The following is a 25106-nucleotide window of genomic DNA, read 5'->3' as shown; positions in this document are numbered from 1 at the left end:
GGTGGTCCTTCGGCCGAGGGGGTCAGCCGCCGAGCGGGGCCCGGCCGTCATGGCCTGAGGCGGGTGGGCCGGTCCGCTCGTTTCCGGGGGCGTCGGTGTCGCTCAGGACGTGTTCCATCGCGCGTGAGGACGCGCGCAAGAGCTCGCGGGCCAGGCGGGCGATGCCGTCGGAGGCCTGGTGGATCGGGCTGTCACGCCGCCAGACCAGCAGATGACGCAGCTGTATGGGCGCGCCCTCCAAAGGGCGCACCACCACGCCCGCGCTGGTGTCGAAGTCCGGCTGGCACGGTGCGATCGCCCGCCGCTGGGAGATGAGGTCGTGGATCTCGGAGCGGTCGTAGAGCCGGTAGGGGACCGTGGGCGTGAACCCCGCCCGTTGGCAGGCCTGGTAGAAGCAGTCGGGCCAGCCGCTGCCGTCCGGCGGGGTGAGTGCCCAGGGGCATCCGGACAGGTCGCCCAACCGGATCATCGGCTTTTGGGCCTCGGGATGGTCGGCCCACAACGCCACGTGCAGGGGTTCCACCGACAGCATCGCCCAGGACAGGGGGCCATCCGTGGCCAGGTCGCGGTCCACGTAGTCGATCGTGGTCCCCAGGTCCAGACGGCCCGCCCGCACCAGATCGGTGACCAGTTTGGGGGAGTACTCCGTGCGTACGTGCACGGGGACCTTGGGGAAGATCTCGGGCAGACGGGCCGACAGCCCCAGGGCCAGGGGCCCCACTCCGCCGATGCGCAGCGTGGAGGGAGGGGCGCCGCGGCCGGTGACGTCGTGCAGCAGATCGTCCATGGACGACAACACCGAGCGGGCGCGCACCAGGACGAACTCGCCCAGCTCGGTGGGGCGTACACCGGTGCGCCCACGGTGGAAGAGCGGTCCTCCGACCTCACGCTCGATGCGTTGGAGCTGGGTGGTCAGTGCCGGCTGGGACGTGGAGAGCGCGGCGGCCGCCTTGGTCACACTGCCGGTGTCGGCCAGGAGGCAGATGGTGCGCAGGTGGCGGAGTTCGAGGTCCATGCGTGGAATCTAGGCCGGGGAAGGGGCTCGTGTACAGACGTGTTGCCCACGCGCGCCCGAAAGCCTGGTCGTCTAACGGACCGGTCGTCCGTGCACCGACTGTCGAGGGTCGGACGTCCAGGACCGCCGACTTGTGGGATACGGTGCTCTGCGCGACCATATAGTTGGACGTCCTACTATGTCCCTGTGTCGGACAGGCTGAAGCGCGGGAGAAGCTCATGACGGTCGAACGCACACTGCCCACCCCCGAGGCCGAGCAGCTTCTGGAACTGACGCGGGAGATCGTGGACAAGGAGCTCACACCACGCGCGGCCCACGACGAGGAGAGCGGACTCTTCCCCCGAGAGGTCTTCGGCGTGCTCGGCTCCTCGGGCCTGCTCGGACTGCCCTACCCCGACGAGCACGGCGGCGGGGGACAGCCCTACGAGGTCTATCTCCAGGTGGTCGAGGAACTGGCCCGCGGCTGGCTTGCGGTGGGCCTGGGCGTCAGCGTCCACACCCTGTCCTGTTACCCGGTGGCCGAGTTCGGCTCCAAGGAGCAGAAGGCGACCCTGCTGCCCGACATGCTCGGCGGCGACCTCCTGGGCGCCTACTGCCTGTCGGAGATCACCTCCGGCTCCGACGCCGCCGCACTGGCCACCCGTGCCGAACCCACCGATGACGGATACCGGGTCAACGGGGCCAAGGCATGGATCACCCACGGCGGGCACGCCGACTACTACACGCTCTTCGCCCGCACCGGGGCCCCCGACTCCGGTTCCCGGGGCATCAGTTGTTTCCACGTCCCCGCCGGCGTCCGGGGACTGGACGCGGCCCCGCCCGAACGCAAGATGGGCATGAACTCCTCACCCACGGCCGGGGTGCTCTTCGACGACGTCCGCCTCGACGCCGACGCCCTGGTGGGCGAGCGGGACAAGGGGTTCGGCGTGGCCCTGGCCGCGCTCGACTCCGGGCGTCTGGGCATCGCCGCCTGCGCCGTCGGGGTGGCCCAGGCCGCCCTGGACGCGGCCCTGGCCTACTCCCGGGAACGTCGCCAGTTCGGCGCCGCCATCGGCGACATGCAGGGCGTGGGATTCATGCTCGCCGACATGGCCACCCAGGTCGCCGCATCCCGGGAGCTCTACCTGGCGGCCGCCCGCCTGCGCGACGCCGGACGCCCCTTCTCCAAGCAGGCCGCCATGGCCAAACTCCTGGCCACCGACACCGCCATGAAGGTCACCACCGACGCCGTGCAGGTCTTCGGCGGCTACGGCTACACACGTGACTTCCCGGTCGAACGCCACATGCGCGAGGCCAAGGTGCTACAGATCGTGGAGGGCACCAACCAGGTGCAGCGCCTGGTCATCAGCCGCCACCTAGCCCGTGAACAGGACTCAGACGTCCGCGGGCAGTGACCGCAGAAGACGGACCGCGTCCTCGTGCGGATGCACCGCGAGCCGCACCGGCCGGTCGGTCAGCACCGCCAGGGCCGACCGGTACTCCTCCCCCCGTTCCAAGTCCAGCAGGGTCACCTCTCGCGGTCCGCCGGCACCGGACCAGGACAACAGTTCCGGTGCGGTGTCCGGCGGACTCACCAGCACCCGGCGCAGACCGCCCGACAGTCCCAGACCGGTCGCCTTGAGCAGGGCCTCCTTGCGCGCCCAGTAACGGAAGAAGCCGAGCACCTGCTCGGAAGGGGGCAGACGCCGCCAGGCCTGGCTCTCCACGGAACCCAGGGTGTAGCCGGCGAGCCCCTCCAGGTCGCGGGTGGCCGAGACGCGCTCCACGTCCACCCCCACGGGCACGCCGTGGGCCAGGGCCAGCGCCACCCACTCACCCGAGTGACTGACGGAGATCTCCCATCCTTCGGCGGCGCCGACGGGGTGGGGTTTGCCGTGGGGGCCCTGATCGGAGTCCTGTCCTCGGGTGGCGCCCGCGCGTTCCTTCTCCTCACAGGAACGACATCGCAAAGCGAAGGTCACCTTCTCGGGCGGGCAGTCGGAGCGCTCCGCCAACAGCAGCCGGGCCAGGGCCCGGCCCAGCAGGTGGCGGTCACGGTCGGCCTGGTGGCGGAAACGTGCGTTGCGGGTACGTTCCTCCTCATCCAACAGGCGTAGTAGACGGTCGTCGGCGGCGGTGGTGCGTGCCCACCACACCTCGGTGGTCAGTGGTGCCGGGTCGAACTTCATGCCCCCCATTGTGACGTGACCTTCCCCCTGCTGGGTGGTGTGAGGTCAACCCAAACCGGGAATTCGGTTATTGACAGGTCAGCCCTTCCCCTGGGAGGCCCGAATGTCCGTCGTGGTGCTGTTCGGCGCGGGAGCGCTCATCGGCCTGGTGGCGCTCACGGTGGTCGTCATCATCACCCTCCTGACGGAGGAGCCCGATACGGCCGCCGAGGAGTCCAGCGGGGAGGGTCCCGACCCCGAAAAGCCGGTGACCAGGGACAGGTCCGTAGTCTAGGGTCTGTTCCCTCGCGGGGCGGCGGCCCCGCGACCCGACACCTCCCGGCCCCAGACGCGCGGGACCGCTGCCCACGCCCGCGGCAGAGCACGGAAAGTGGGTCATATTGTCTCAGGAGAGCCGTCCGGCGTTCGCGGCCGAACGCCGGGAGCGCATCCTCGAACTCGTGCGTGCCAACGGCACCATGTCCCTACGCGACATCGCCGTCAAGGTCCACGCCTCGGAGGTCACCATCCGCCGCGACGTACGCGCGCTGGAGGCGGAGGGACTCGTGGACCGACGTCGGGGCGGGGTCGCCCTGCCCGGACGGATCGGCCACGAACAGAGCTACGTCGGCAAGAGCGGCCAGTGCGCCGCGGAGAAGGCCGCCATCGCCGCGGTCGCCGCCCGACTGGTCCGTCCCGGCGACGCCGTCACCATCGGTCCGGGCAGCACCACCGAGGCCCTGGCCCGCGAACTCGTGGGACACGGCGACCTGACCGTGGTCACCAACTCCCTGCGGGTGGCCGAGGCCCTGACCGGGGCCGCCGGTGTCGAGGTGGTCGTCACCGGCGGCACCCTGCACGGCCCGGCCAGGGCGCTGGTAGGGAGGCAGGCGGAGCGGGTCCTGGAGGGACTGCGCGTCAACCGCGCCTTCCTGTCCGGTAACGGGGTCAGCGCCGAACGCGGCCTGAGCACCCCCAACCCGGCCGTGGCCGGTGTGGACCGGGCCTTGGCCGCGTGCGCGGAGGAGACCATCGTCGTGGCCGACCACACCAAGATCGGCGCCGACACCATGGTGCCCACGGTCGCCCCCGAGGAGATCGCCCACCTGGTCACCGACAGCAACGCCGATCCCGAGGTGCTCATGACACTGGAGGAGACGGGCGCCCTCGTCCACGTCGTCGTGGCCGCCGACGCCCGAGGGCAGTGAGGGGGAAGTCGAGGAACAGCGCCCTGCACACGGCGGGCGGGAACGCGTAGCCTACCGTTCACGCCCTCTCACGCATCGACCGGTCCGTCCCGACCACCCCTCTCCAGGAGTTCTCGCGCATGTCTTCCCACCCCGCACCTCGACACTCCGCCTCCGAGCCCGTGCGCGTCGCTCCGACCCCCGTGGTGCTGCCCGAGCCCTGGGCCGATTCCCGGCTGACGGTGGTGGTGCCCACCTACAACGAGGCGGGCAACCTGCCCGTGCTGGTGAGCCGGCTCATGGCCCTGGACCTGCCCCGGCTCCGGGTCGTGGTCGTGGACGACGACTCCCCGGACGGTACCGGGGAGGTCGCCGACAAGCTCTGCGTGGAGTTCCCCGGACGGGTCGAGGTCGTCCACCGCACCCGTAAGGACGGCCTGGGACGTGCCTACGTCGCGGGCATGACGCGCGCTCTGGAGGAGGGCGCCGACTACGTGGTGCAGATGGACGCCGACCTGAGCCACCCCGTGGGCTACGTCCCCCAGTTGCTCGGCACCCTGCACGCCACCAACGCCGACGTGGTGATCGGCAGTCGCTACGTGCCGGGGGGAAGCCTGTCGGAGCAGTGGGGGGTGCGCCGTCGACTGCTCAGCAACTGGGCCAACGCCTACGTCAAGGCCGTGTTGTCCATGCCCGTACGCGACGTCACCGCGGGTTTCAAGATCTGGCGGTCCTCGGCACTGCGTGTCCTGGACCTGTCCGGCATCGAGAGCACCGGCTACGCCTTCCAGGTGGAGATGCACTACCGGGCCTACCGGCGAGGCCGGAAACTGGTGGAGATCCCCATCCACTTCGAGGACCGCGTCGTGGGCCAGAGCAAACTCGACGGCGCGGTGGCCCTGGAGGCGGCGCTGCGCCCCTTGCGTCTGCGTCGCGCCGAGCGCGCACGCCGCCACCGACCCCCGGCCTGAAACGGGGAGACCTCGGGGCGGCCGACGTGGTGAAGCCCTCGTGGCGGCGTCTTCGGCACCCGACCGACGCCTCTTCCAAGGACGTCATGCTCTGGGACGACCGCTGTGTACGCGCGGTCGTTTGGGGCACGGACCTAGTGAGGAGAGGGGGAACAGTGACCGAAGAGCCCTATGACGTCGACACCGACATGGGGGACGACCCCGAACTGAGCAAGGCCGTCGCCAGAGAACGCAGGATCGAGGCCGACTACGACATCCAGGACTACGAGTTCGTGGACCCCGACGGACCGGGGACCGACAGCGCCGAGCCCCGGGGGATCGACGAAGCGGTGCGCTCCGAGCGCAGCGACGTCTACCCGCGCGAGAACTGGGGAGGGGAGACCCGTGGAGCGGAGCAGGAGGCCCTCCACGAGGTCGACGACGGGTTCACACCCGACATCGGGGAGGGGGCGGCGGTCCGCGACGAGCACCCCGACCGACCCTACGAACACCCCGCGGACACTCCCCAGGGGGACCGGGACGACGAACGCGACCGGACCATCGACACCTCCGGCTACGTTCCCGACGCCGCGGACCCGAAGGACACGGGGGCCCCGGACACCTGAGGCCCTCCCCGGTCCTTCCTCGCCGGTTCCCGGACCCCGACCCTCCGGGACCCGCTCCAGGGCGGCCCCGGAGGGCCGGTCCGCTCACCGGTCTCCACCGCCCTCGCGGGTGCCGGCACTCGACCCCGGACACGAACGCAGCGGGGGACCCGACACACCGCAGAACCGCGTGGGCCTCTCCTCCACCGCGGGCTCCACGGCCCGCGGCATCCGCCCGCGCGGCAGCGCCAGGGCGCACAAAGAGGCCAGTACGCACGACCCCGCCAACATCAGCATCGCCGGTCCGAACCCCTGCACGAGCGCGGCCGTGCCCCCATGGGCCTTCGAACCCTCGCCGCCGATCCCCGCCAGCACGGGGACCGCGGCCACACCGATCAGCTGGGCACCGCGCGCGAAGGTGTTGTTGACACCCGAGGCCAGCCCCGCGTGTCGTTGCGGCGCCGACGCCAGTACGGTCGCCGTCAGCGGAGCGACCGTCGTCGACAGACCCAACGCCACCAGCAGTACCCCGGGCAGCACACTCGTCAGGTAGGGCGCCTCCGGCCCCAGCCGTGACAGCAGTACGAACCCGGCCGCCAGCGACAACGGGCCCACGAACAGCTGCGGACGCGGGCCGATCCGCGCCGCGAGCCTGCCCGACCGCGAGGAGAGCACCAGCATCAGCAGGGTGATCGGCAAGGAGGCTGCGCCCGCCGCCACGGGCGAGTACCCGCCCACCTCCTGGAGGTAGATGACCAGCAGGAACAGCAACGGCCCCAGGGACCCGTAGATCAGCACCGTCGCGCCGTTGGTGGCGCTGAAGGCGGTCGAGGAGAAGATGCCCAAAGGCAGCATCGGATTCCGTCCGCGCGCCTCCACCAGCAGGAACCCGGCCAGCGCCAGCACACCCGTCGCCGCCGCGGTCCACACGGCCGGGGTGGAACCCACCGCGCCCCACTGGATGAGCGCGTAGGTGATCCCGCCCAGCGCGACCACGCCCAACAGGGCGCCGGGATAGTCCAGGCGGTCCGAGGCCGCGGCGTCACCCGACTCCGGTACCGCGAACCAGGAGATCACCACGACCACCACCGCGATGGGCAGGTTGATCAGGAAGATCAGCCGCCAGTCCCCGATCTGTACCAGCCAGCCGCCCACGAACGGACCCACGGCCGCGGCCACGCCCGTCAAGCCCGACCAGGCGCCGATCGCCCGTGCCCGGTCCTGCTCGCGAAAACCCGCCTGGAGGATCGCCAGACTTCCCGGGGTCAGCAGCGCGCCGCCCACCCCCTGGACCACACGTCCCGCCACCAGCCATCCCAGGGTCGGCGCGAACGTGCACAGGGCCGACGCCAGCGCGAACACCGTCACCCCGACCATGAACAGACGCACCCGACCGAACCTGTCGGCCAGCGAACCGCTGAGCAGGATGAGCGCCGAGAGCGTCACCATGTAACCGTTGACGACCCACTGCATGCCCGCCAGGCCGGCCCCCAGGTCGGCCTGGATGGCGGGCAGCGCCACCGTGACCACCGTGGAGTCCAGGAAGGCCATGCCAGAGCCGAGCACGGTGGCCGTGAGCGTCCATCGGGCGGTGGGCGTCCCCCACGCCACCTCGCCCGCCGGGACCGGTACCGAAGCAGAGTTCCTCACCGTGCACCCCCGTCCCACACAGTACGACGCGGACCCCTTTCGAACGAAGGGGTCCGCGCCCACGTGTCCGCCGGACGCCTACTCGCCGGCCAACGCCCCCGTGATCGAGGTGGACGCCGCCCGCCGCGCGGGCAGTACCGCGGCCAGCAGCCCGGCCACCACCGACAGCGCGACGAACACCGCGATCTGACCGAACGGCACGGAGAACACCATGCCGGGCAGGACCGAGGCGCCGGCCGCCCAGCCGAACACCACACCCAGCACGATGCCGATACCGGCACCGATCAGGCACAGCAGCACGGCCTCCACGCTCAGCATCCGCCGGAGCTGGCCCTTGCCCAGACCCAGCGCCCGCAACAGCGCGGACTCCCGGGTGCGCTCCAGGACCGACAGGGCCATGGTGTTGGAGATGCCGAACACCGCGATGATGATCGCCAGCCCCAGCATCGCCGCGATGGTGTAGAAGGCCACGTTCATGACCTGGGAGAACTGGTTCTTCACCTCCGAGACCGAGGAGATCTGCATGGTCGGGTGGTCGTCGACCGCGGCGTAGACCGCCTCGCGCACCTCGGCGGCCTCGGAGCCCTCCGAGGCGCGGACGAAGAGGTAGTCGTCCTCGGTGTGCCCGGGAAAGGCGGTGGCGAAGTCCTCGGGGTCGATGGTCGCTCCCATGAGGAACTGCATGGGTTCGACGACCGCGACGACCTCCAGGGAGAGTTCGCCTCCGTCCTCGATCGGCAGGGTGAGGGTGTCACCGACCGACAGGTCGTCGACGTAGTCCTTCGACACCACGACCCGGCCCGGGCCGAGGTCGGACAGATCGCCCTCGGCGGTGTCGCTGGTGATGTCGACGCCGATCTCACCGCCGGTGTAGGTGAAGACGGGGAGCATCCGCTGGTCGTCGAACTCCGCCGCGGTACTGCGCGCACCGATGACCTTTCCCAGGGACTCCTGGGCCTCCAAGGCCTCACGGACCTCGGGCGGGACGGTCCCGAACTCCGGGGAGTCGTCCCCACCACCGGTGGGGGCCTCCTCGACGGGTGTGCCCTCGGCCGCGGCTTCCTCGGAGGTCTGGGACCCGTCCTCGCCCGGGGCGTTCGCCGGCTCCTCGGTGTCCTCGCCGGAGACCTCCGAACCCTCGGCGTCCTCCGCCGGGAGCTCCTCCGCGTCGGCGGGGTCCTGTCCGCCGGCGGCGGGATCGTCCATGGCGAACTGCGGGGAGATCTGGTAGTCCATCGGGAACTGCTCGTCGAGCTGCTTGGTCAGGGTCGACTCCAAGGAGGCGCTGACCACCGAATAACCCGTGATGAGCGTCGCACCCACGGTCAACGCGATCATGGCGGTGGCCGCGCGACGCGGGCTGCGGGTGGAGTTGTCCACCGCCAGCATGCTCGGCACACCCACCTTCCGCAGGGGGACGCCGACCACGCGCACGATGCCGCGCACCAGCAGGGGGCCCAGCACCACCACGCCCACGAAGGCGATCAGCGCGGCGGCGGTCACGACGATCGGGCCGGTCTGGCTCGGTCCCGACATCCGGGTGAGCCCCACCATGACGGCCGAGACCGCGAAGGACAGCACGCCGAGGACGACACGGATCCAGCCCGTGCCCTTCTCCAGGCCGGAGGCGGTGGCGCTGGTGCGCAACGCGGCCAGCGGAGCCACCCGGGTGGCGCGCGTGGCCGGGACCAGGGCGGAGAACACCGTCACCACGGTGCCCACGACCAGGCCGGTCACGACCGCGGGGGGAGTGACCACGACCGAGACGGACTCGCCCATGCCCAAGAGGGGCCCGCCGAAGGCCGCGCCGGCCGTACCGACGCCCACCCCGGCCAGCACGCCCAGGACGGAGGCGACCAGGCCCACCACCGACGATTCGACCAACACCGACCGGAAGACCTGACCGCGCTTGGCCCCCACACAGCGCAGCAGTGCCAGCTCGCGCTGACGCTGGGCGATGAGGATGGCGAAGGTGTTGTAGATGACGATCCCGGCGACGAACATGGCGATGAGGGCGAACAGCATCAGCGCGGTACGCATCATCTCGGTGTCGCCGCCCGCGCTCTCGGCCATGTCCAGACCGAACTCCTCCCCGGTCCGTACCTTGGCCTGGGAGCCGAGGACCGACGCCACCGCCTTGGCCGCCTCCTCGTCGGTGGAGCCTTCGGCGGCGAGTACGTCGATCTCGGAGTAGACCGACAGGCCGGTCATCTCCTCGGCCGTGTCGGGATCGAAGACGACGGCGCCCCCGAAGGCGTAGGACGGGTCCACACCGAACTCGACCAGGCCGGTGACGGTGAACTCGCGTTCGTTCTCCTCGCGGTCGAGCACGGTCACGGTGTCACCGACCGCGAAGCCGGTCTGGTCGGCGGTGGAGGTGGCCAGGGCGATCTCCTCGCCGGTGGAGGGCAGCGACCCCTCCTCGGCGGAGAACCGGTTGGGTTCTCCCAGGGAGAGGGCCGCGGGCGGCATGAAACCGAACGCGCGACCCTCCGCGTCCAGGAGCACGGCCTGGCCCCGGACGGTCCCGTCGGCGGCGTCGACCTCGGGCAGCTCCCGAATCCGTTCGAGCTGTTCCTCGGTGAACGGGACCGGTTCCGTGGGCTCACCGTCCTGGGGGTCGGGGGCCTCGGGGACCGCGATGGCGTCGACGCTGGTGGCCGAACCCATGACGGACTTCTCGTAGCCGGCGTTCAGGGTGTCGGCGAAGACCATCGTGCCCGAGACGAACATGACCCCGAGCAGGATCGCCAACACGGTGGTGACGTACCGGGACTTGTGCAGCCTCAGCCCGGCGAGCGTGGTGCGCAGCATGTTCCTAGGCCTCTTCCAGCTTCAGCAGGCGGGTGGAGACCAGTTCGGCGGTGGGGTCGCAGACCTCGTCCACCAGCCGGCCGTCGCGCAGGAAGACCACACGGTCGGCGTAGGAGGCGGCGACGGGGTCGTGGGTGACCATGACGATGGTCTGGTTCAGGCTGCGGGCCGAGTCGCGCAGGAAACGCAGCACCTCGGTGCCCGAGCGCGAGTCCAGGTTGCCGGTGGGTTCGTCGGCGTAGACCACCTCGGGTGCGTTGAGCAGGGCGCGGGCCACGGCCACGCGCTGCTGCTGGCCGCCGGAGAGCTTGGCGGGCAGGTGACTCAGGCGGTCGCGCAGCCCGACCACGTCGATGATGTGGTCGAAGCGCTGCTTGTCCACACGGCGCCGGGCGATCTGTGAGGGCAGCAGGATGTTCTGCTCGGCGGTGAGCATCGGCAGCAGGTTGAACGACTGGAAGATGAACCCGATCCGGTCGCGGCGCAGCAGGGTCAGTTCGGCGTCGCGCAGCCCCGTGATCCGGGTGCGGCCCAGATGCACGGTTCCGGAGGTGGGCACGTCCAGACCGGCCAGGCAGTGCATCAGGGTGGACTTGCCCGAGCCGGAGGGACCCATGATCGCGGTGAAGGCGCCCCGGTGGAACTCCACGTCCACACCGGCCAGGGCGTGGACCTGGCTGCCACCGGTGTCGTAGACCTTGGTGAGGCCGCGGGCGACCACCACGGGTGGTGAGGCGACCTCGGGGACGGACTTCACAGGGGACTCGGTCACAACGAACAGCTCCAAGGGGTTCGGGGATGGGATGGTGCCGTGTGCCGGGACGGACCTCCTCCGCTTCGGCACGTGACCACGCTAGGCCCGCGCACCCCGCCGCCACCTCCCCCGTGTGACCGATTCCGGGGGTGGCCAAAGGAACCCCGAAGGGCCGTTCCACGACTCCTTGGTAGGGGGCCGACACCGACTTTCGTCGGGGTCGGAACGGTCACCGTGCGTGAGGGAGAAGAAAAAGGGTGCCCTGAGCTGGTACCACACGGGTTCGGAGGGTCTTTCGGGCGCCGGCGATCCCGAGCGCGAACGGAAGGAGCGCGGGGAGGGCCGCCGTAGACTCCGCCCCATGAAGAGCTGGGTGGAGGCCCGGGGCCGAGCCTTGGGATCCCTGTGGAACAAGAACCGGGAGTGGTGGTGGCAGCGCCGTCTGCGCATCGCCGACTGGCTCTACGCCGTCCTGTCCTTTCCGTTCAGCGCGGCGTACCACATCGAGGGTCACGGGCTGTTCGACATCTTCCTGGACAGGGCCTTCCCCGTGTCGACCTTCCCGTCCCTCGTGGTGGACCTGGTCGTCTACCTCGCCTACGTGCCTTCGCTGCTGTGGTGCGGGGTCGTGGTGCTCATGCGCCGCAGCCGCCCCCACTGGCTGCTCGTCACCGCGTTCGTGGTGCTCCTGGCGTTCGGCAACTTCGTGCCGGCGACGATCGCCCTCTACTCGTACGCGGTGTACCACTCCGACCGGCGTCTTCTGGTGGGCTGGTTCCTCCTGTACACCCTGGCCATGGGTGTCACCTACCGGTTCAGCGCCGAAGAACTGGTGTTCCTGATCGGGATGCTGCTGGTGGTGCCGATGACCCTCGGCCTGTGGGTCGGCACCCGCCGTCAGCTCATCGACCGACTCCACGAACGGGCCGCGAGGCTGGAACGCGAACAGCACATGATGGCCGAGCAGGCCATCACCGCCGAGCGCACCCGCATCGCCCGGGAGATGCACGACGTGGTCGCCCACCGGGTCAGTCTCATGGTGCTGCACGCCGGTGGACTGGAGGTCTCGGCCACCGATCGGCGCACCGTCGAGGCCGCCGGACTCATCCGCACCACCGGCCGCGAGGCACTGGCGGAGCTGCGTGGGATCCTGGGCGTGCTGCGAGACGACTCCGGCGCCTCCGCGCCCACCGCTCCCCAGCCGGTGCTGGCCGACCTGGACCGGCTGGTGGGGGAGTGGCGCGCCGCGGGGATGACCGTCACCCGGCAGGACACCGGACAGGGACCGCCGCCGCCCGCCGCCGTCCAACGCACCGCCTACCGCGTGGTCCAGGAGGGGCTGACCAACGCGGCCAAACACGCACCCGGCGCCGCCGTCACCGTGCGCCTGCACCGGGACGAGCGTCGCCTGGAGGTGGAGGTGGCCAACGACCCCGCCTCCGTTCCCGTCTCGCCCATGCCCCGCAGCGGATTCGGGCTGACCGGGCTGCGCGAGCGCGTCGCCCTGGCGGGTGGGCGGCTCAGCGCGGGGGCCTGTCCCGACGGCGGATGGCGGTTGCGCGCCATCCTGGGAACCGACGACCCGAGCGGTACGGAAGAAACGGAAGAAGAGGCCTCCCACGGTGATCCGCACACTTTTGGTCGATGACGAACTCCTGGTCAGGTCCGGTCTGCGGATGATCCTGGAAGCGGCCCCCGACATCGAGGTGGTGGGCGAGGGCGGCGACGGGGACGAGGCCGTGCGTCTGGCCGGGGAGCTGACCCCCGACGTGGTGTTGCTCGACATCCGCATGCCGGGCACCGACGGCATCACCGCCGCGGCCATGCTCGCCGGTCTGCCCGAACCTCCCCGGGTGGTGCTGCTGACCACCTTCGACCTGGACGAGTACGTGCACGGCGCCCTGCGCGCCGGGGCGGTGGGCTTCCTGCTCAAGGACACCCCACCGCGTGACCTCATCGCGGCGGTGCGCACCGTCCACGAGGGCAACGCGATGCTCGCCCCCCGCGTCACCAAACGCATGCTCGAACGCTTCGCCTCTCCCGCCCCCGCCGATTCCGCCACGCGTCGAGCCCAGGCCCGGCGGCGTCTGTCGCAGCTCAGTGAGCGCGAGCGCTCCGTGCTCGTGGCGGTGGCCCAGGGCAGGTCCAACGCCCAGATCGGGCGGGAGCTGGGTATGCGCGAGGCCACGGTCAAGGCACACGTGAGCCGGATACTGGCCAAGGTGGGACTGGCCAACCGGGTGCAGGCCGCCATCCTGGCCCATGACGCGGGTTGGGCCTGACGGGTGCGCGGGCGCCCTGACCGGTGACGAAACCCCCACCCCGCGCGACCTGGGAGGAGCGGTTCGACGCATCCCCGGAGGGGCCGTGGCCGGAACCATGTGCGCTCTCCACGCCTCGGTTGCCTCTACCGACGGGTAGCTCGGTACGCTGCAAGGCGATCCCCGTCCCCATCGCATCATCACGTCGTGGCTGATCACACAGCAGCCGCAGGAGAAGAGGAGCCCCTATGTCGCGCTCGGTACTGGTCACCGGCGGCAACCGCGGAATCGGCCTGGCCATCGCCCGTGAACTGGCCGCGGGCGGAGACGACGTCGCGGTGACCTACCGCTCGGGTGAGCCCCCGGAGGGTTTTCTGGCGGTCCGCTGCGACATCACCGACTCGGCCCAGGTCGACGCCGCCTTCAAGGAGGTCGAGGAGACGCAGGGTCCGGTCGAGGTGCTCGTCGCCAACGCCGGGATCACCAAGGACCAGCTCCTGGCCCTGATGAGCGAGAACGACTTCTCCTCCGTCCTGGACACCAACCTCACCGGCGCCTTCCGCGTGGCCAAGCGCGCCATGCGCGGCATGATGCGCAAGCGGTCGGGCCGCATCGTCCTCATCTCCTCGGTGGTCGGCCTCATGGGTTCGGGCGGGCAGGCCAACTACGCCGCCTCCAAGGCCGGGCTGGTGGGCTTCGGCCGCTCCCTGGCCCGTGAACTGGGTTCGCGCAACATCACCGTCAACATCGTGGCCCCGGGCTTCGTGGAGACCGACATGACCGCGGGCCTGCCCGAGAAGCGCCAGGACGAGATCAAGAAGAACGTGCCCCTGGGCCGCATCGGCTCCGCCGAGGACGTCGCCCGGACGGTCTCCTTCCTCGCCGGCCCCGGCGGCTCCTACATCACCGGCGCCGTCATCCCCGTCGACGGCGGCCTGGGCATGGGTCACTGACCCACGAACGCAGCCTCTGAGACCTCCCGGAAAGACCCCTTTTCCGGTACAGACCGAAGACAGGACGGACAACCCGCAACATGGGAATTCTCGAAGGTAAGCGCATCCTGGTCACCGGGGTGCTCACCGACTCCTCCATCGCCTTCCACGTGGCCCGGCTCGCACAGCAGCAGGGCGCCACGGTCGTCCTCACCGGGTACGGCCGGCTGAGCCTGGTGGAGCGCATCGCCAAGCGCCTTCCCGAGACGCCCCCGGTCCTGGAACTGGACGTCACCGACGACGAACAACTCGGCACGCTGGCCGCACGCGTGAGCGAGCACGTCGACGGTCTGGACGGCATCGTCCACTCGATCGGCTTCACCCCACAAGAGGCCCTGGGCGGCAACTTCCTCAACACCGAGTGGGCGGACGTCGCCACGGCGATGCACACCTCCACCTTCTCGCTGAAGTCGCTGACCACCTCCCTGACGCCCCTGATGAAGAACGGTGGCTCGGTGGTGGCCCTGGACTTCGACAACAGCGTCTCCTACCCCATCTACGACTGGATGGGCGTGGCCAAGTCCGCGTTGACCTCCACCGCCCGCTACCTGGCGCGTTACGTCGGAGACCAGGGCATCCGGGTCAACCTGGTCTCGGCCGGGCCGCTGAGCACGATGGCCGCCCGCAGCATCCCCGGGTTCAAGGACCTGGCCGAGCACTGGCCGGAGAGGGCCCCGCTGGGATGGGACATCAGCGACCCCGAACCCGCCGCCAAGGCGGTCGTGGCGCTGCTGTCGGACTGGTTCCCCGCCACCACCGGTGAGGTCGTCCACGTCGACGGAGGGTTCCACTCCACCGGAGCCTGACGGCCTCGGCACGCCCGTGCGATAGGTTGACGCGGGTGGGTCGCCCTCGAGGCGATCCACCCGACTGCTTCTCGCACGTCCCCGGTACGGCGTGTGCGTCTCCTCGCCGGACACGGTTCGTGTGACCCTGGCAGTCGAACGACCGGCGGAACGTGGCGAAGGGCGGGACGGGATGGATCTGGGACTGTCGGGAGCACGGGTCGCCGTGACCGGGGCCAGCCGGGGGATCGGCCGTGCCATCGCCCGGGTCTTCGCCGACGAGGGCGCCGACCTGGCGATCTGCGCCCGCACCCCCGAACCCCTGGCCGAGGCGGCCGGAGAGTTGGAGGCGGCCGGGGCCAGGGTGTTCTCCCGTGCCTTGGACGTGACCGACCACGACGCGCTGCCCTCCTTCGTCGACGACGCCGCCGCCGAACTCGGGGGCCTGGACGTGCTGGTCTCCAACGTCTCGGGCGGCAGCTCGCCCACCCCCGACCAGTGGGAGCGTGGTTTCTCCACCGATCTGATGCCGTTCGTGCGGCTGACCGAGGCGGCCGAACGGCACCTGAGGGCCTCCGAGCGGGGCGGAGCGGTGGTGTTGGTCTCCACCACCTCGGCGCTGCACGCCACCGCACCCGCCGGGCCGCGCTCCTACGGCGCGGTCAAGGCCGCGCTCAACCACCACGCCTCCTCCCTGGCTCGTGCGTGGGCGGGCCGGGGCGTGCGGGTCAACACCGTCTCCCCGGGACCGATCGAGTTCCCCGGAGGGGGCTGGGAACGCCGGCGGGAGAACGATCCGGAGTTCTACGAGAGCATCCGCGGGCGCATCCCCTACGGTCGGCTGGGCCGCCCGGAGGAGGTGGCCCGCGCGGTGGTCTTCCTGGCCAGTCCGGCCGCCACGTTCATCACCGGACAGAACCTGGTGGTCGACGGCGCCTTCCTCGACCGGATCTGAGCGTTTCCCGCGACGTCGTCCCCCGTGCGTCGACGCAGCCCACGTGTGCGAGGGGCGACGAAGGCCTGAAGGCCGCGGCCTCCCGCACCAGGCGGCGTGACGGAACGGGTCGGCCCGCCCGCACAGGAGGCCGGGCGCGGACCGACGGGCGGTGACGTCCTGCTCTCCTCAGCCGTGCTCGGAGAGCAGGACCCGGTGGAGCATCGAGACCAGGAGTTCGGCCGCGGCGACCGGGTCGTAGTCGGGGTGGTCGAGGTGTTCGGCGATGATCGCGTCGATGCCGCCCCCGACGACGAGCGCCGCCGTGCGCAGGTCCAGGTCCGTGCGAAGGCCCCGGGCCCGTCGCGCCGCACGCATCAGGTCGGCCAGGGGACCCCAACGCTCGCGTGGGTGCCGCTCCCCGCCGTCGTCGGACAGCGCCTCGACCACCACACGGGTGTGATGAGGATGATCCCGCAGGTACTCGACCATCGAGCGGACGTACGCCGCCGGCGCCTCCTCGACCCCGGCCGCCTCGACGGCTCCGCCGACGTGGTCGACCAGGTCCGCCAGCGCGTGCTCGTAGGCGGCGCGCACGACGGCGTCCTTGGAACGGAAGTGGTAGAGCACCGCGGCCTTGGTGATGCCGGCGGCCCCGGCGATGCGGGAGAGCGAGGCTCCCGCGTATCCGTGCTCGGCGATGACCCGGGTCGTCACGTCGATGAGCTGGGCGCGGCGGGCCTGCTCGGTGAGGGTGGGTTCCCGGGACTTGTGGCTTGCCATGTCCACCAGCTTACCTTACGGTTAAATTATTAACCGATCGGTTAGGAGAAGGGATGGGGAAGCGGAGAAGGGTGCTCGTGATCCTCGGCGTGATCGTCCTGGTCCTGTCCGGTGCCGCCGTCCTCTCACGCCCGGACCCGCCGGTCGGTTTCTGGCGCTCGGCGCAGGCTCTGGAGACGTTCAGGGAGGACTACGAGGCCGCCTGGGCGGACATGCCCGTCCCCGACGTCGAACTCGACGTGCGCACCGACTACGGCGTCGTACGCCTGTACCGCTTCGAGGGGGAGGGAGACGGCCGGACGCCGCTCGTCCTGCTTCCCGGTCGGGCATCGGCCTCACCGGTCTGGGCGGACAACCTGCCCTCACTCCTGGAGGTCGGGGACGTCTACACGGTCGACCTGCTCGGTGAACCCGGCATGAGCGTGCAGGAGCGCCCCCTCCAGGACGACCGGGACCAGGCACTGTGGCTGCACCAGACCCTGGAGGGGCTGCCGGAGGAACGCTTCCACCTGGTGGGGCTGTCCATCGGCGGGTGGAGCGCGACCAACCTGGCCGTGCGCGAACCTTCGCGGATCGCCTCCGTGACGCTGGTCGACCCGGTGTTCGTCTTCGACGACCTGCCCCTGGAGGCGATCGTGCGCTCCGTCCCGGCCTCGCTGCCCTGGCTGCCGCGCTCGTGGCGGGACGGTTTCAACTCCTGGACCGCGGGCGGCGCACCGGTGGAGGGCGTGCCCGTCGCGGACATGATCGAGTCCGGCATGCAGGGATACTCCCTCCGCCTGCCTCCACCGGCCAGGATCGGTGAGGAGCGGCTCGGGGAGATCGACCTGCCCGTCCTGGCGATCATCGCCGGAAGATCGGTCATGCACGATCCCGCCACCGCGGTCGAGGTCGCCGAGCGGGCCCTGCCCCAGGGCACCGTGAAGGTGTACCCCGACGCCTCCCACGCGGTCAACGGGGAGTACCCCGACCGCGTCGCCCAGGACATCGACGCCTTCCTGGACTGACCGACCCCCTCCGGCCCGGCCACCGCGAGGGGACCGCCCATGGCCGGTGGCGCCGAAGCGGAGGAAGCCGACCTCGGGCGGCGTCGCTCCCGGGGCCGTCGTGGACGAGGCGTCGAGAAGGGCCCCGTCCTCAGATGAGGGAACGGGAGGAACGCCCCCGCGAGCAGGCGCTACCCCTCGCGGAGGATCCGTACCAGGCGGGTCGTCCGCTCCTTGGCCGGGTTCTCCCGTACACCCGTCTCCAGGCCGCCTCCGGTGGCGTCCACCACCGACACGTGCCGCGTCGCCCGGGTCAGCGCCGTGTACACCTGCGGGCGCGAGACCGGCACCTGTGGCGGGAACACCGCCACCACCGCGGGCCATCGGCCTCCGTGCGCGGCGGCCACGGAGATCGCCCAACCGGGACGCATCGCCGACGGGTCGGTGACCTCCACCCGCCTACCGTCGGCCAGTTCCACCACGGCCGCCTCACCCACCTCGCGCAGGTACCCCGTGTCGCCCGGACCGTGGACCGGCCCCTGCGCCGTGAGCAGTACCCGGTCTCCCACGTCGAACCCGCCGTGCGCTCCCGGACCCGGATTCAACGCCTCCTTGCAGGCGGCGTTGAGCGCCTGGGCGCCCGCCGGTCCGTCCTCGCGCGCGGTCACCACCTGTACGTGTTCGGCGTCGATCCCCAGGGCCCGGGGGATGGAGTCGGTCACCAGTTGCACCACCCGATACGCCGCCTCCTCGGCCGAGGAGGCCGGCACCCGCACCACCTCGCGTCCTGGCGCCTCCACCTCGGGAAAAGCGCCCGTGGCCACGGCGGCGGCCAGTTCCGCGATCGGTCCCGGCCGCTCGTCGTCTCCCACCTCCGCCACGTGGGCGGTCCGTGAGGCGACGATGTCCACCACCACCTGGCCCGGTGACGCCGACGGCGCCTGGTCCGGATCGGCCGCCAACACCAGGTGAGCACCGTCCGCGCACATCGAGGCCACCTCGGCGGCGCGGGCCGCGCCCACCGACATCGCCTCGCACAGCACCACCAGCCCCGCCTCCAGCGGGGCCCGGGCCGACAACTCCGTCAACGACACGGCCCGGACGGGCGAGGAGACCTCCGTGCTCTCCTCCTCACCCTCGGCCCCTTCCGCGACGTCCTCCTGCCGCGCGTGCGTCCGAGGGCTCCCACCCCCCGCGCGGACCCGGGCCAGGGCGGCGTTGACGGCGGCCGCGGCCTGCGCGGTCGGCGCCACCACCGCGATGCCCACCTGACTGTCGGTGGCGATCGCGTCCATGCACACCAGTGCCCGCGCGAGCTCCTCGGTGTCCCCCGGGCCGTGCCGCAGCACCGTCACCGGACGCAGGGCCACCGTGATCAGGGCCTGGCGCGTACGTTCGGAGAGGGGGAAGGCACCGCGCCGGGCGGCCTCGTCCACCGTCTCGGCGGCGGTCGCCGAGTCCATGATCGGGTCGTTGCCCCCGATCAGTCTCAGCAGCTGATCACCCAGGCGCTGTTCGGAGTGCCCCACGTCGGGCAGCGCGTAGAAACGGTCGGGCTCGGGCAGCTCCGGCACCACGCCCTCGGCGAAGTCGAAGTCGTCGTCGCCCTCGTCGGTGCTCTCCAGCACCACCGCGCTCTCCTGGGCCACGGCCGCCTCCATCGCGGCGGTCGGATCGGCCACCCCCCACCTGCCGATCACCGTGGCCAGCCGCTTCTCCTCCACCACGGTGTGCCCCCGCGCCGCGGACATACGCAGCACGTGGGCGGTGAGGGCCGCCAACCGTCGCGGGTCGTCGGGACGTGCCTCCTCGCCCAGGTGTCTGCGTGCGCAGAAGTCGGCCTGTTCCAGGGTGACCTGCGGCAGACGTAGCAGCAGCCACGGATCCGCTTCCAGGCGTGCGGCCGCGTCGGGCCCCAGTGCGCCCGCCAGTCGGGACGCCAGGGCGCGCGGGGCGCCCATCCGGTCAAGGACGGCACTGACCTGTTCCACGGCCTCGGACACCTCGGCTGGTTCCCCTCGTCATAGGAGCGGGCTTGCGGACTCTGGGACCCTATCGACTCACGACGACGTACGGTCCCCGGTCCCGTGTCCCGCCCGGGGGTCTTCTTCCGTCCTCGGCGGACCTGCCGCCGAGGTCCCCCTCACACCGTCGTCGACCACCCGGCGCACGGCCTCGCACGGGTCGCCGCCGGATGAGGAGTCCTGGACGGCCAGGGCCGCCTGTCGGGCGATACGTCGGAACAGGTCGCGTTCGGGCGCCTCCAACCCCGCCAGGACCCGCTCCTCCACATGCTCCACACTCCGGTGGGCCCGTGCCAGGACCTCGCGCCCGTGTTCGGTGGGACACACCCTGCGTATCCGGCGGTCCCGCGGATCGACCCGGCGCCGTACCAGGCCGGCCTCCTCCAGGTCGTCGAGCAGGTAGGTCATCACGCTGCGGTCGATCAGCAGTCGACGTGCCAGGGCCGCCTGGGTGGGAGGCGGTCCGAACGCGGTCGCGGTGAGCACGTGGTAGCCCCGGCTGCCGTGCGGCACGCCTTCCAGCGCCGCCTCCACCCGCTCGTGCCAGTGGCGCAGGACCACGGCGAGCGACCATCCCAGGTTCGTGTCCGGGGACGGTCCGTGCGCGTCCGGGAAGGGACCGGGCTCCGGAGCGGTGGGTGCCATGGCCCGAGGCTACCAGGAATAGGTGGTACCTAAGATGAGTTGGAGAAACCATCGTTTGCGGAACAAACAAATTTCGACGCGTTCGCGAGGAGAGCACCATGCCCGACTACGGTCATCGCCTGCACTTCGGCACCTTCATCACCCCGGCCGCGCAGGACCCCGACCGGGCCGTCGCCCTCGCCGAACTCACCGAGTCCGCCGGACTGGACCTGGCCACCTACCAGGATCACCCCTACAACCCCGGCTTCCTCGACACCTGGACCCTGCTCACGTGGGTCGCCGCGCGCACCACCCGACTGCGGGTGTCGGCCAACGTGCTCAACCTTCCCCTGCGCCCTCCCGCCGTGCTCGCCCGCTCCGCGGCCACCCTGGACCTGCTCTCCCACGGCCGTTTCGAACTCGCCCTGGGCGCCGGGGCCTTCTGGGACGGCATCGAGGCCATGGGCGTGGAACGCCTCACCCCCCGACAGGCGGTCGACGCGCTCAGCGAGGGCATCGACGTCATCCGCCAGGTCTGGGACACCGACGCCCGCGGCGGTGTCCGCGTCGAGGGCCGACACCACACCGTGCGCGGCATGAAGCGCGGCCCCGCGCCCGCGCACGACATCGGTATCAGCCTGGGCGCCTACAAGCCCCGCATGCTCCGCCTGGTCGGCGCCAAGGCCGACGGCTGGCTGCCCAGCCTCGGCTACCTCCGGCCCGAGGACATCGCCGACTCCCACCGCGTCATCGACGAGGCCGCGGTGGACGCCGGGCGTCACCCCCGCCACATCCGTCGGATGCTCAACCTCATGCAGGGGTCCTTCCTGCCCACCGGCCGGGGATTCCTCCAGGGGCCGCCCGAGCAGTGGGTCGAGGACCTGCTGCCCCTGATCCTGGAACACGGCTTCTCCACCCTGATCCTGGGCACCGACGACCCCCGCACCATCCAGACCTTCGGAGCCGAGGTCGCCCCCGCCCTGCGCGAGGCCGTCGCCCGCGAACGCGCCGAGGCGGGCACCGACACCGGCCCCGCCCGGTCCGCGGCGTCCCTGGCCGCACGCCGCCCGGGAATCGACTACGACGCCGTGCCCGAGAACCTGCGCGCGAAGGCCGTGGAACCCGGCGACCGAGGTTACGCCCGCGTCCGCCACGGCTACATGCAACACGGCTCCCCGGGGCTGGTCCTGCGGCCCGCCTCCGCCGAACAGGTCGCCGAGGCGCTCGCCTACGCCCGCGCCCAGGAGGTCGGCACGCACGTGCGCAGCGGTGGCCACGGGATCAGCGGCCGTTCCACCGGTGACGGCGCGGTCGTCATCGACCTGGGGCGGATGAACGGCATCGAGATCCTGGACGCCGGCTCCGGCCTGGTCCGTCTGGGCGCCGGTGCGCGGTGGGGGCAGGTCGCGCACGCCCTGGCCCCCCACCGTCTGGCGATCAGCTCCGGCGACCACGGAGGCGTCGGGGTCGGCGGACTGGCCACCACCGGCGGTGTGGGTTACATGGGCCGCGCCCACGGACTGACCATCGACAACATCACCGCCGTCGAACTGGTCACCGCCGACGGGCGGACCTTGCGCGCCGACGCCGAGGACCACCCCGACCTGTTCTGGGCCATGCGCGGCGCGGGCGCCAACTTCGGCGTGCTCACCGCCGTGGAGGTCAAGGCCGCGCCCGTGGGCGAGGTCGTCCTGGGACAGTTCGTCTACGACGCCACCGACACCGCCGCCTTCCTCCGGGCCTGGGGCGAGATCGCCGAGGCCGCGCCACGACAGGTCACCGCCTTCCTGACCATGGGGCCGGCGCGCGGCGGGCGAGGCCCCGTGGCCCAGGCCATGGTGGTCTTCGCCGGGGACGACACGGACGCGGCCGTGCGCGCCCTGGAACCCTTCCTCGCGGCGGGCCCCGTTCTGGACCAGGGGGCCCGGCTCGCGCCCTACCCTGCGATCCTGGTCGGCGCGGACGGGCCGCACCAGGGCCACGGACTGCCCGAGTCACGCTCGGGCCTGCTGCGCCACCTCACCCCCGAGGCGGCCGAGGGCATGGGGGAGATGCTGACCTCCGGCGACGTGATGTTCATGCAGCTGCGTCAGGTCGGCGGCGCGATCAACGACCTGCCCGCGCACGCCACCGCCTACGCCCACCGATCGCAGAACTTCTCACTGGCGGCGATGACCGTGACCGGCCGCGCCTCCCGTCTGGACGAGCACTGGGCGGGGTTGGGGGAGCAGTTGGAGGGCATGTACCTGAGCTTCGACACCCGCACCGGCCCCGAGGTGCTCGCCCAGGCCTTCCCCCGGCCCACCCTGGACAGGTTGCGCGCGCTCAAGGCCGAGTACGACCCCCACAACGTGTTCGACAAGAACTTCGCGATCCCGCCCGCCTGAGCGACCGGGGACGCCGCGAGCGTGAAGGGGACCCCACCCGCCCCGACCCCGCCTCCGGCTGTCGCCTTCCACGGAGGAGGGGGCACCGCCGCCGAGGCCGGGCGGCGAAGGAGATCGCACGGCGGGCCCCTCAACGCTCCGTACGGGCCGTGGCGTCGTCGAGGGCGTCCCGGATCTCGGGTGGCAGTTCCACGCTCTCCATGCCCAGGATCTCCTGCAACTGCGGCAGGGTGCGCGGCCCCACCACCGCCGCCGCCACGCCCTCCTGGTCACGGGCCCAGCTCAGGGCCACGGCCAGGGGAGGCACGCCCAGACCCTCGGCCGCCGTGCACACCGACTCCACCACGCGACGACTGCGGTCGTCCAGGTAGGGCTCCACGTACGGAGCCATGTGGGGGAAGGCCGCGCGTGAGTCCGGCGGGGTCCCGTTGCGGTACTTGGCGCTGAGCACCCCGCGGCCCAGGGGAGACCACGCGATCACGTGCGCCCCCACGGCGGCCGCGGCGGGCCGCAGACCTCGGTCGGCACCGCGGTTGAGCAGGGAGTACTCGGTGCCCACGCTCACCAGCGGCATGTGCCCGGGCCGCGCCCGCTGCCAGGTGGCCAGGGCGGCGAACTGCCACGGCTCCAGGTCGCCGGTGCCCGCGTAGCGGGCCTTGCCCGCGGCCACGGCGCTCTCCATCGCCGACAACGTCTCCTCCCACGGGGTGGCGGGGTCGAACACGTGCAGTTGCCACAGGTCCACGTAGTCGGTCTGTAGACGTCGCAACGAGGCGTCCAGGGAGGCCAGCAGGTGCCTGCGGGAGGCGTCCACCGGGCGGTAGCCCTCGGGGGTGTGACCGGTCTTGGTGGCCACCACCACATCGTCACGGCGCACCGAGGAGCGCAGCATCCTGCCCAGGATGCGCTCGCTCTGGCCGCCGGTGTAGATGTCCGCGGTGTCCACGAGCGTGCCGCCCGCGTCGACGAACGCGGTGAGCTGCTGTCCGGCCTCCTCCTCGGAGGTGTCCTTGCCCCAGGTCATCGTGCCGAGGGCGGTACGAGACACCCACAGCCCTGATCCGCCCACCTGTCGTTGTTCCATGCGGCGGAGAGTACCGTGTTCGTCCGACGTCGTCCTCGCCCACGACCGTTTCGTGTGCTTTCGGTACGGTCCTGAACAGGGAGTACGGCATACCAGGTGCCGGAGAAGGCACCGAGCGGAGCCCAGGCCCGGGCCGGACGAACCGTCGCCGCGACGGACCGGCGGGCGCGGGGCACGGCCCACCTCGCGACGCGCTCGCACACGCCCGGCCGTCCGCCGCGACCACCCGGGATGGGCCTACCCTGGTGCCCATGGCGACACCCTCAGCATCCCAGGACAGTCCGCCCGCCTTCGAGGCGGTCACCCTCCTCCTCGTTCGGCATGGCATGACCGACGCCACCGGTCCCCGCCTGGCCGGTCGGGCCGGGGGGATCCACCTCAACGACACCGGTCGCGCCCAGGCCGCCGACCTGGCCGTACGGCTGAGCGGGTTGCGCCCGGCCGCCCTGGTCTCCAGCCCGCTCGAACGCTGCCAGGAGACCGCGCGGGCCATCTCCGAACGCCTCGGCGTGCCCATCACCACCGACGAGCGTTTCATCGAGTGCGACTACGGATCCTGGACCGGTCGCGCCTTCACCGAACTGGCCGATGACCCCCTCTGGCGCGTGGTGCAGGACCACCCCAGCGCCGTCCGTTTCCCCGGAGGCGAGAGCCTGGCCGCCATGTCCGCCCGGGTGGTCGAGGCCGTCCGGGACTGGAACGAACGTCTCCTCACGGCCGGGCCCGCCTCCTTCCCCGGCACCGCCACCGAGGCCGTCGAGGGCACCGACACCATCGAGAACGCCGACGCACCGGCCCCGCCCGTGTACGTGGTGTGCGGCCACGGGGACATCATCAAGGCGATCGTCGCCGACGCGCTCGGCATGCACATCGACCTTTTCCAGCGTCTGCGCGTGGACCCCTGTTCGATCACCTCCATCACCTACACCCGCACCCGTCCTTTCCTCAACAAGCTCAACGACACCGGGGAGAGCCTGCCCGCCAGCCTGCCCACCCCGGTCGAGGCCGAGGGCGACGCGGTCGTCGGGGGCGGAGCGGGCGGCCACGGGACCACCTGAACACGGGGCGGCCCCTCGGGGAACCGCGGGCCGAGGAGGGTCGGGCCTCGGCGTCGCCGGTGGGGC

At 71.4% G+C, this 25106-nt stretch carries 22 protein-coding genes; 13 read left to right on the top strand and 9 right to left on the bottom strand.

Going from position 1 to position 25106, the window contains the following annotated elements; all coding sequences use genetic code 11:
• Nucleotides 1-22: 22 nt before the first annotated feature.
• On the bottom strand, nt 23-1015 hold the full coding sequence (locus PFX91_RS10115; protein ID WP_285731160.1) for a LysR family transcriptional regulator: 993 nt from the start codon (nt 1013-1015) through the stop codon (nt 23-25).
• A 218-nt stretch (nt 1016-1233) separates the two neighbouring features.
• Here PFX91_RS10115 and PFX91_RS10110 point away from each other — a divergent pair, with 218 nt between their 5' ends.
• Nucleotides 1234-2409 carry an acyl-CoA dehydrogenase family protein gene (locus tag PFX91_RS10110; RefSeq protein ID WP_285731159.1) on the top strand — a complete coding sequence of 392 codons (1176 nt, stop codon included), beginning with the start codon at nt 1234-1236 and terminating at the stop codon, nt 2407-2409.
• Here PFX91_RS10110 and PFX91_RS10105 read toward each other — a convergent pair.
• Nucleotides 2389-3192 (bottom strand): 4'-phosphopantetheinyl transferase family protein, encoded by an 804-nt coding sequence (locus PFX91_RS10105; protein ID WP_285731158.1) that lies wholly within the window; start codon nt 3190-3192, stop codon nt 2389-2391. The two genes, PFX91_RS10110 and PFX91_RS10105, sit on opposite strands and share 21 nt — an antisense overlap.
• A 94-nt stretch (nt 3193-3286) precedes the next feature.
• Here PFX91_RS10105 and PFX91_RS10100 point away from each other — a divergent pair, with 94 nt between their 5' ends.
• The 4 genes from PFX91_RS10100 (at nt 3287) to PFX91_RS10085 (ending at nt 5925) form a co-directional block, all read left to right on the top strand.
• Nucleotides 3287-3457 (top strand): hypothetical protein, encoded by a 171-nt coding sequence (locus PFX91_RS10100; RefSeq protein ID WP_285731157.1) that lies wholly within the window; start codon nt 3287-3289, stop codon nt 3455-3457.
• 106 nt (nt 3458-3563) lie between these two features.
• A complete protein-coding gene (locus tag PFX91_RS10095; RefSeq protein ID WP_285731156.1) occupies nt 3564-4370 on the top strand; it encodes a DeoR/GlpR family DNA-binding transcription regulator in 807 nt (268 codons plus the stop codon).
• Between the two features lie 119 nt (nt 4371-4489).
• Nucleotides 4490-5320: a polyprenol monophosphomannose synthase gene (locus PFX91_RS10090; protein ID WP_285731155.1), complete on the top strand. Its 831-nt coding sequence runs from the start codon at nt 4490-4492 to the stop codon at nt 5318-5320.
• A gap of 188 nt (nt 5321-5508) precedes the next feature.
• The gene (locus PFX91_RS10085) at nt 5509-5925 is read left to right on the top strand and encodes a hypothetical protein (RefSeq protein ID WP_502888300.1); all 417 of its coding nucleotides are present in this window, start codon (nt 5509-5511) and stop codon (nt 5923-5925) included.
• Nucleotides 5926-6009: 84 nt separating this feature from the next.
• Here PFX91_RS10085 and PFX91_RS10080 read toward each other — a convergent pair whose 3' ends face one another.
• The 3 genes from PFX91_RS10080 to PFX91_RS10070 all read right to left on the bottom strand — a co-directional run bounded on the left by PFX91_RS10080 (nt 6010) and on the right by PFX91_RS10070 (nt 11140).
• Complete coding sequence (locus PFX91_RS10080; RefSeq protein WP_285731153.1) at nt 6010-7554, bottom strand: DHA2 family efflux MFS transporter permease subunit; 1545 nt, start codon at nt 7552-7554, stop codon at nt 6010-6012.
• Nucleotides 7555-7632: 78 nt separating this feature from the next.
• The gene (locus PFX91_RS10075) at nt 7633-10368 is read right to left on the bottom strand and encodes an ABC transporter permease (RefSeq protein WP_285731152.1); all 2736 of its coding nucleotides are present in this window, start codon (nt 10366-10368) and stop codon (nt 7633-7635) included.
• Between the two features lie 4 nt (nt 10369-10372).
• A complete protein-coding gene (locus PFX91_RS10070; RefSeq protein ID WP_285731151.1) occupies nt 10373-11140 on the bottom strand; it encodes an ABC transporter ATP-binding protein in 768 nt (255 codons plus the stop codon).
• Nucleotides 11141-11483: 343 nt separating this feature from the next.
• Here PFX91_RS10070 and PFX91_RS10065 point away from each other — a divergent pair, with 343 nt between their 5' ends.
• The 5 genes from PFX91_RS10065 (at nt 11484) to PFX91_RS10045 (ending at nt 16115) form a co-directional block, all read left to right on the top strand.
• On the top strand, nt 11484-12770 hold the full coding sequence (locus tag PFX91_RS10065) for a sensor histidine kinase (protein WP_285731150.1): 1287 nt from the start codon (nt 11484-11486) through the stop codon (nt 12768-12770).
• Entirely contained in the window at nt 12745-13404 is a 660-nt protein-coding gene (locus PFX91_RS10060) for a response regulator (protein WP_285731149.1), read from the top strand. The genes PFX91_RS10065 and PFX91_RS10060 overlap by 26 nt, the downstream gene beginning before the upstream one ends.
• 227 nt (nt 13405-13631) lie before the next feature.
• The gene (locus PFX91_RS10055) at nt 13632-14336 is read left to right on the top strand and encodes a beta-ketoacyl-ACP reductase (protein WP_285731148.1); all 705 of its coding nucleotides are present in this window, start codon (nt 13632-13634) and stop codon (nt 14334-14336) included.
• 80 nt (nt 14337-14416) lie between these two features.
• On the top strand, nt 14417-15181 hold the full coding sequence (gene fabI / locus PFX91_RS10050; protein WP_285731147.1) for an enoyl-ACP reductase FabI: 765 nt from the start codon (nt 14417-14419) through the stop codon (nt 15179-15181).
• 172 nt (nt 15182-15353) lie between these two features.
• Complete coding sequence (locus tag PFX91_RS10045) at nt 15354-16115, top strand: SDR family NAD(P)-dependent oxidoreductase (RefSeq protein WP_285731146.1); 762 nt, start codon at nt 15354-15356, stop codon at nt 16113-16115.
• Between the two features lie 168 nt (nt 16116-16283).
• On the opposite strand, the gene PFX91_RS10040 is transcribed toward PFX91_RS10045, so the two are convergent.
• Nucleotides 16284-16877 (bottom strand): TetR/AcrR family transcriptional regulator, encoded by a 594-nt coding sequence (locus PFX91_RS10040; RefSeq protein WP_285731145.1) that lies wholly within the window; start codon nt 16875-16877, stop codon nt 16284-16286.
• A 53-nt stretch (nt 16878-16930) separates the two neighbouring features.
• On the opposite strand from PFX91_RS10040, the gene PFX91_RS10035 reads away from it, so the two are divergent.
• A complete protein-coding gene (locus PFX91_RS10035) occupies nt 16931-17884 on the top strand; it encodes an alpha/beta fold hydrolase (protein WP_285731144.1) in 954 nt (317 codons plus the stop codon).
• 170 nt (nt 17885-18054) lie between these two features.
• Here PFX91_RS10035 and PFX91_RS10030 read toward each other — a convergent pair whose 3' ends face one another.
• Nucleotides 18055-19866, bottom strand: a complete 1812-nt coding sequence (locus tag PFX91_RS10030) for a helix-hairpin-helix domain-containing protein (RefSeq protein ID WP_285731143.1) — start codon at nt 19864-19866, stop codon at nt 18055-18057.
• A 57-nt stretch (nt 19867-19923) separates the two neighbouring features.
• Complete coding sequence (locus PFX91_RS10025) at nt 19924-20532, bottom strand: MarR family winged helix-turn-helix transcriptional regulator (protein ID WP_285731142.1); 609 nt, start codon at nt 20530-20532, stop codon at nt 19924-19926.
• Between the two features lie 98 nt (nt 20533-20630).
• Here PFX91_RS10025 and PFX91_RS10020 point away from each other — a divergent pair, with 98 nt between their 5' ends.
• On the top strand, nt 20631-22898 hold the full coding sequence (locus PFX91_RS10020) for an LLM class flavin-dependent oxidoreductase (protein ID WP_285731140.1): 2268 nt from the start codon (nt 20631-20633) through the stop codon (nt 22896-22898).
• Nucleotides 22899-23028: 130 nt separating this feature from the next.
• Here PFX91_RS10020 and PFX91_RS10015 read toward each other — a convergent pair whose 3' ends face one another.
• Complete coding sequence (locus tag PFX91_RS10015; RefSeq protein ID WP_285731139.1) at nt 23029-23982, bottom strand: aldo/keto reductase; 954 nt, start codon at nt 23980-23982, stop codon at nt 23029-23031.
• Between the two features lie 251 nt (nt 23983-24233).
• Between PFX91_RS10015 and PFX91_RS10010 the strand changes: the two genes are divergently transcribed.
• Nucleotides 24234-25040 (top strand): histidine phosphatase family protein, encoded by an 807-nt coding sequence (locus PFX91_RS10010; protein WP_285731138.1) that lies wholly within the window; start codon nt 24234-24236, stop codon nt 25038-25040.
• Nucleotides 25041-25106: the final 66 nt, after the last annotated feature.

Source organism: Nocardiopsis sp. ATB16-24 (assembly GCF_030271535.1).
GTDB lineage: Bacteria > Actinomycetota > Actinomycetes > Streptosporangiales > Streptosporangiaceae > Nocardiopsis.
Note: the sequence above shows the minus strand (reverse complement) of the source record. Positions and strands in the feature narration are given on the sequence as shown.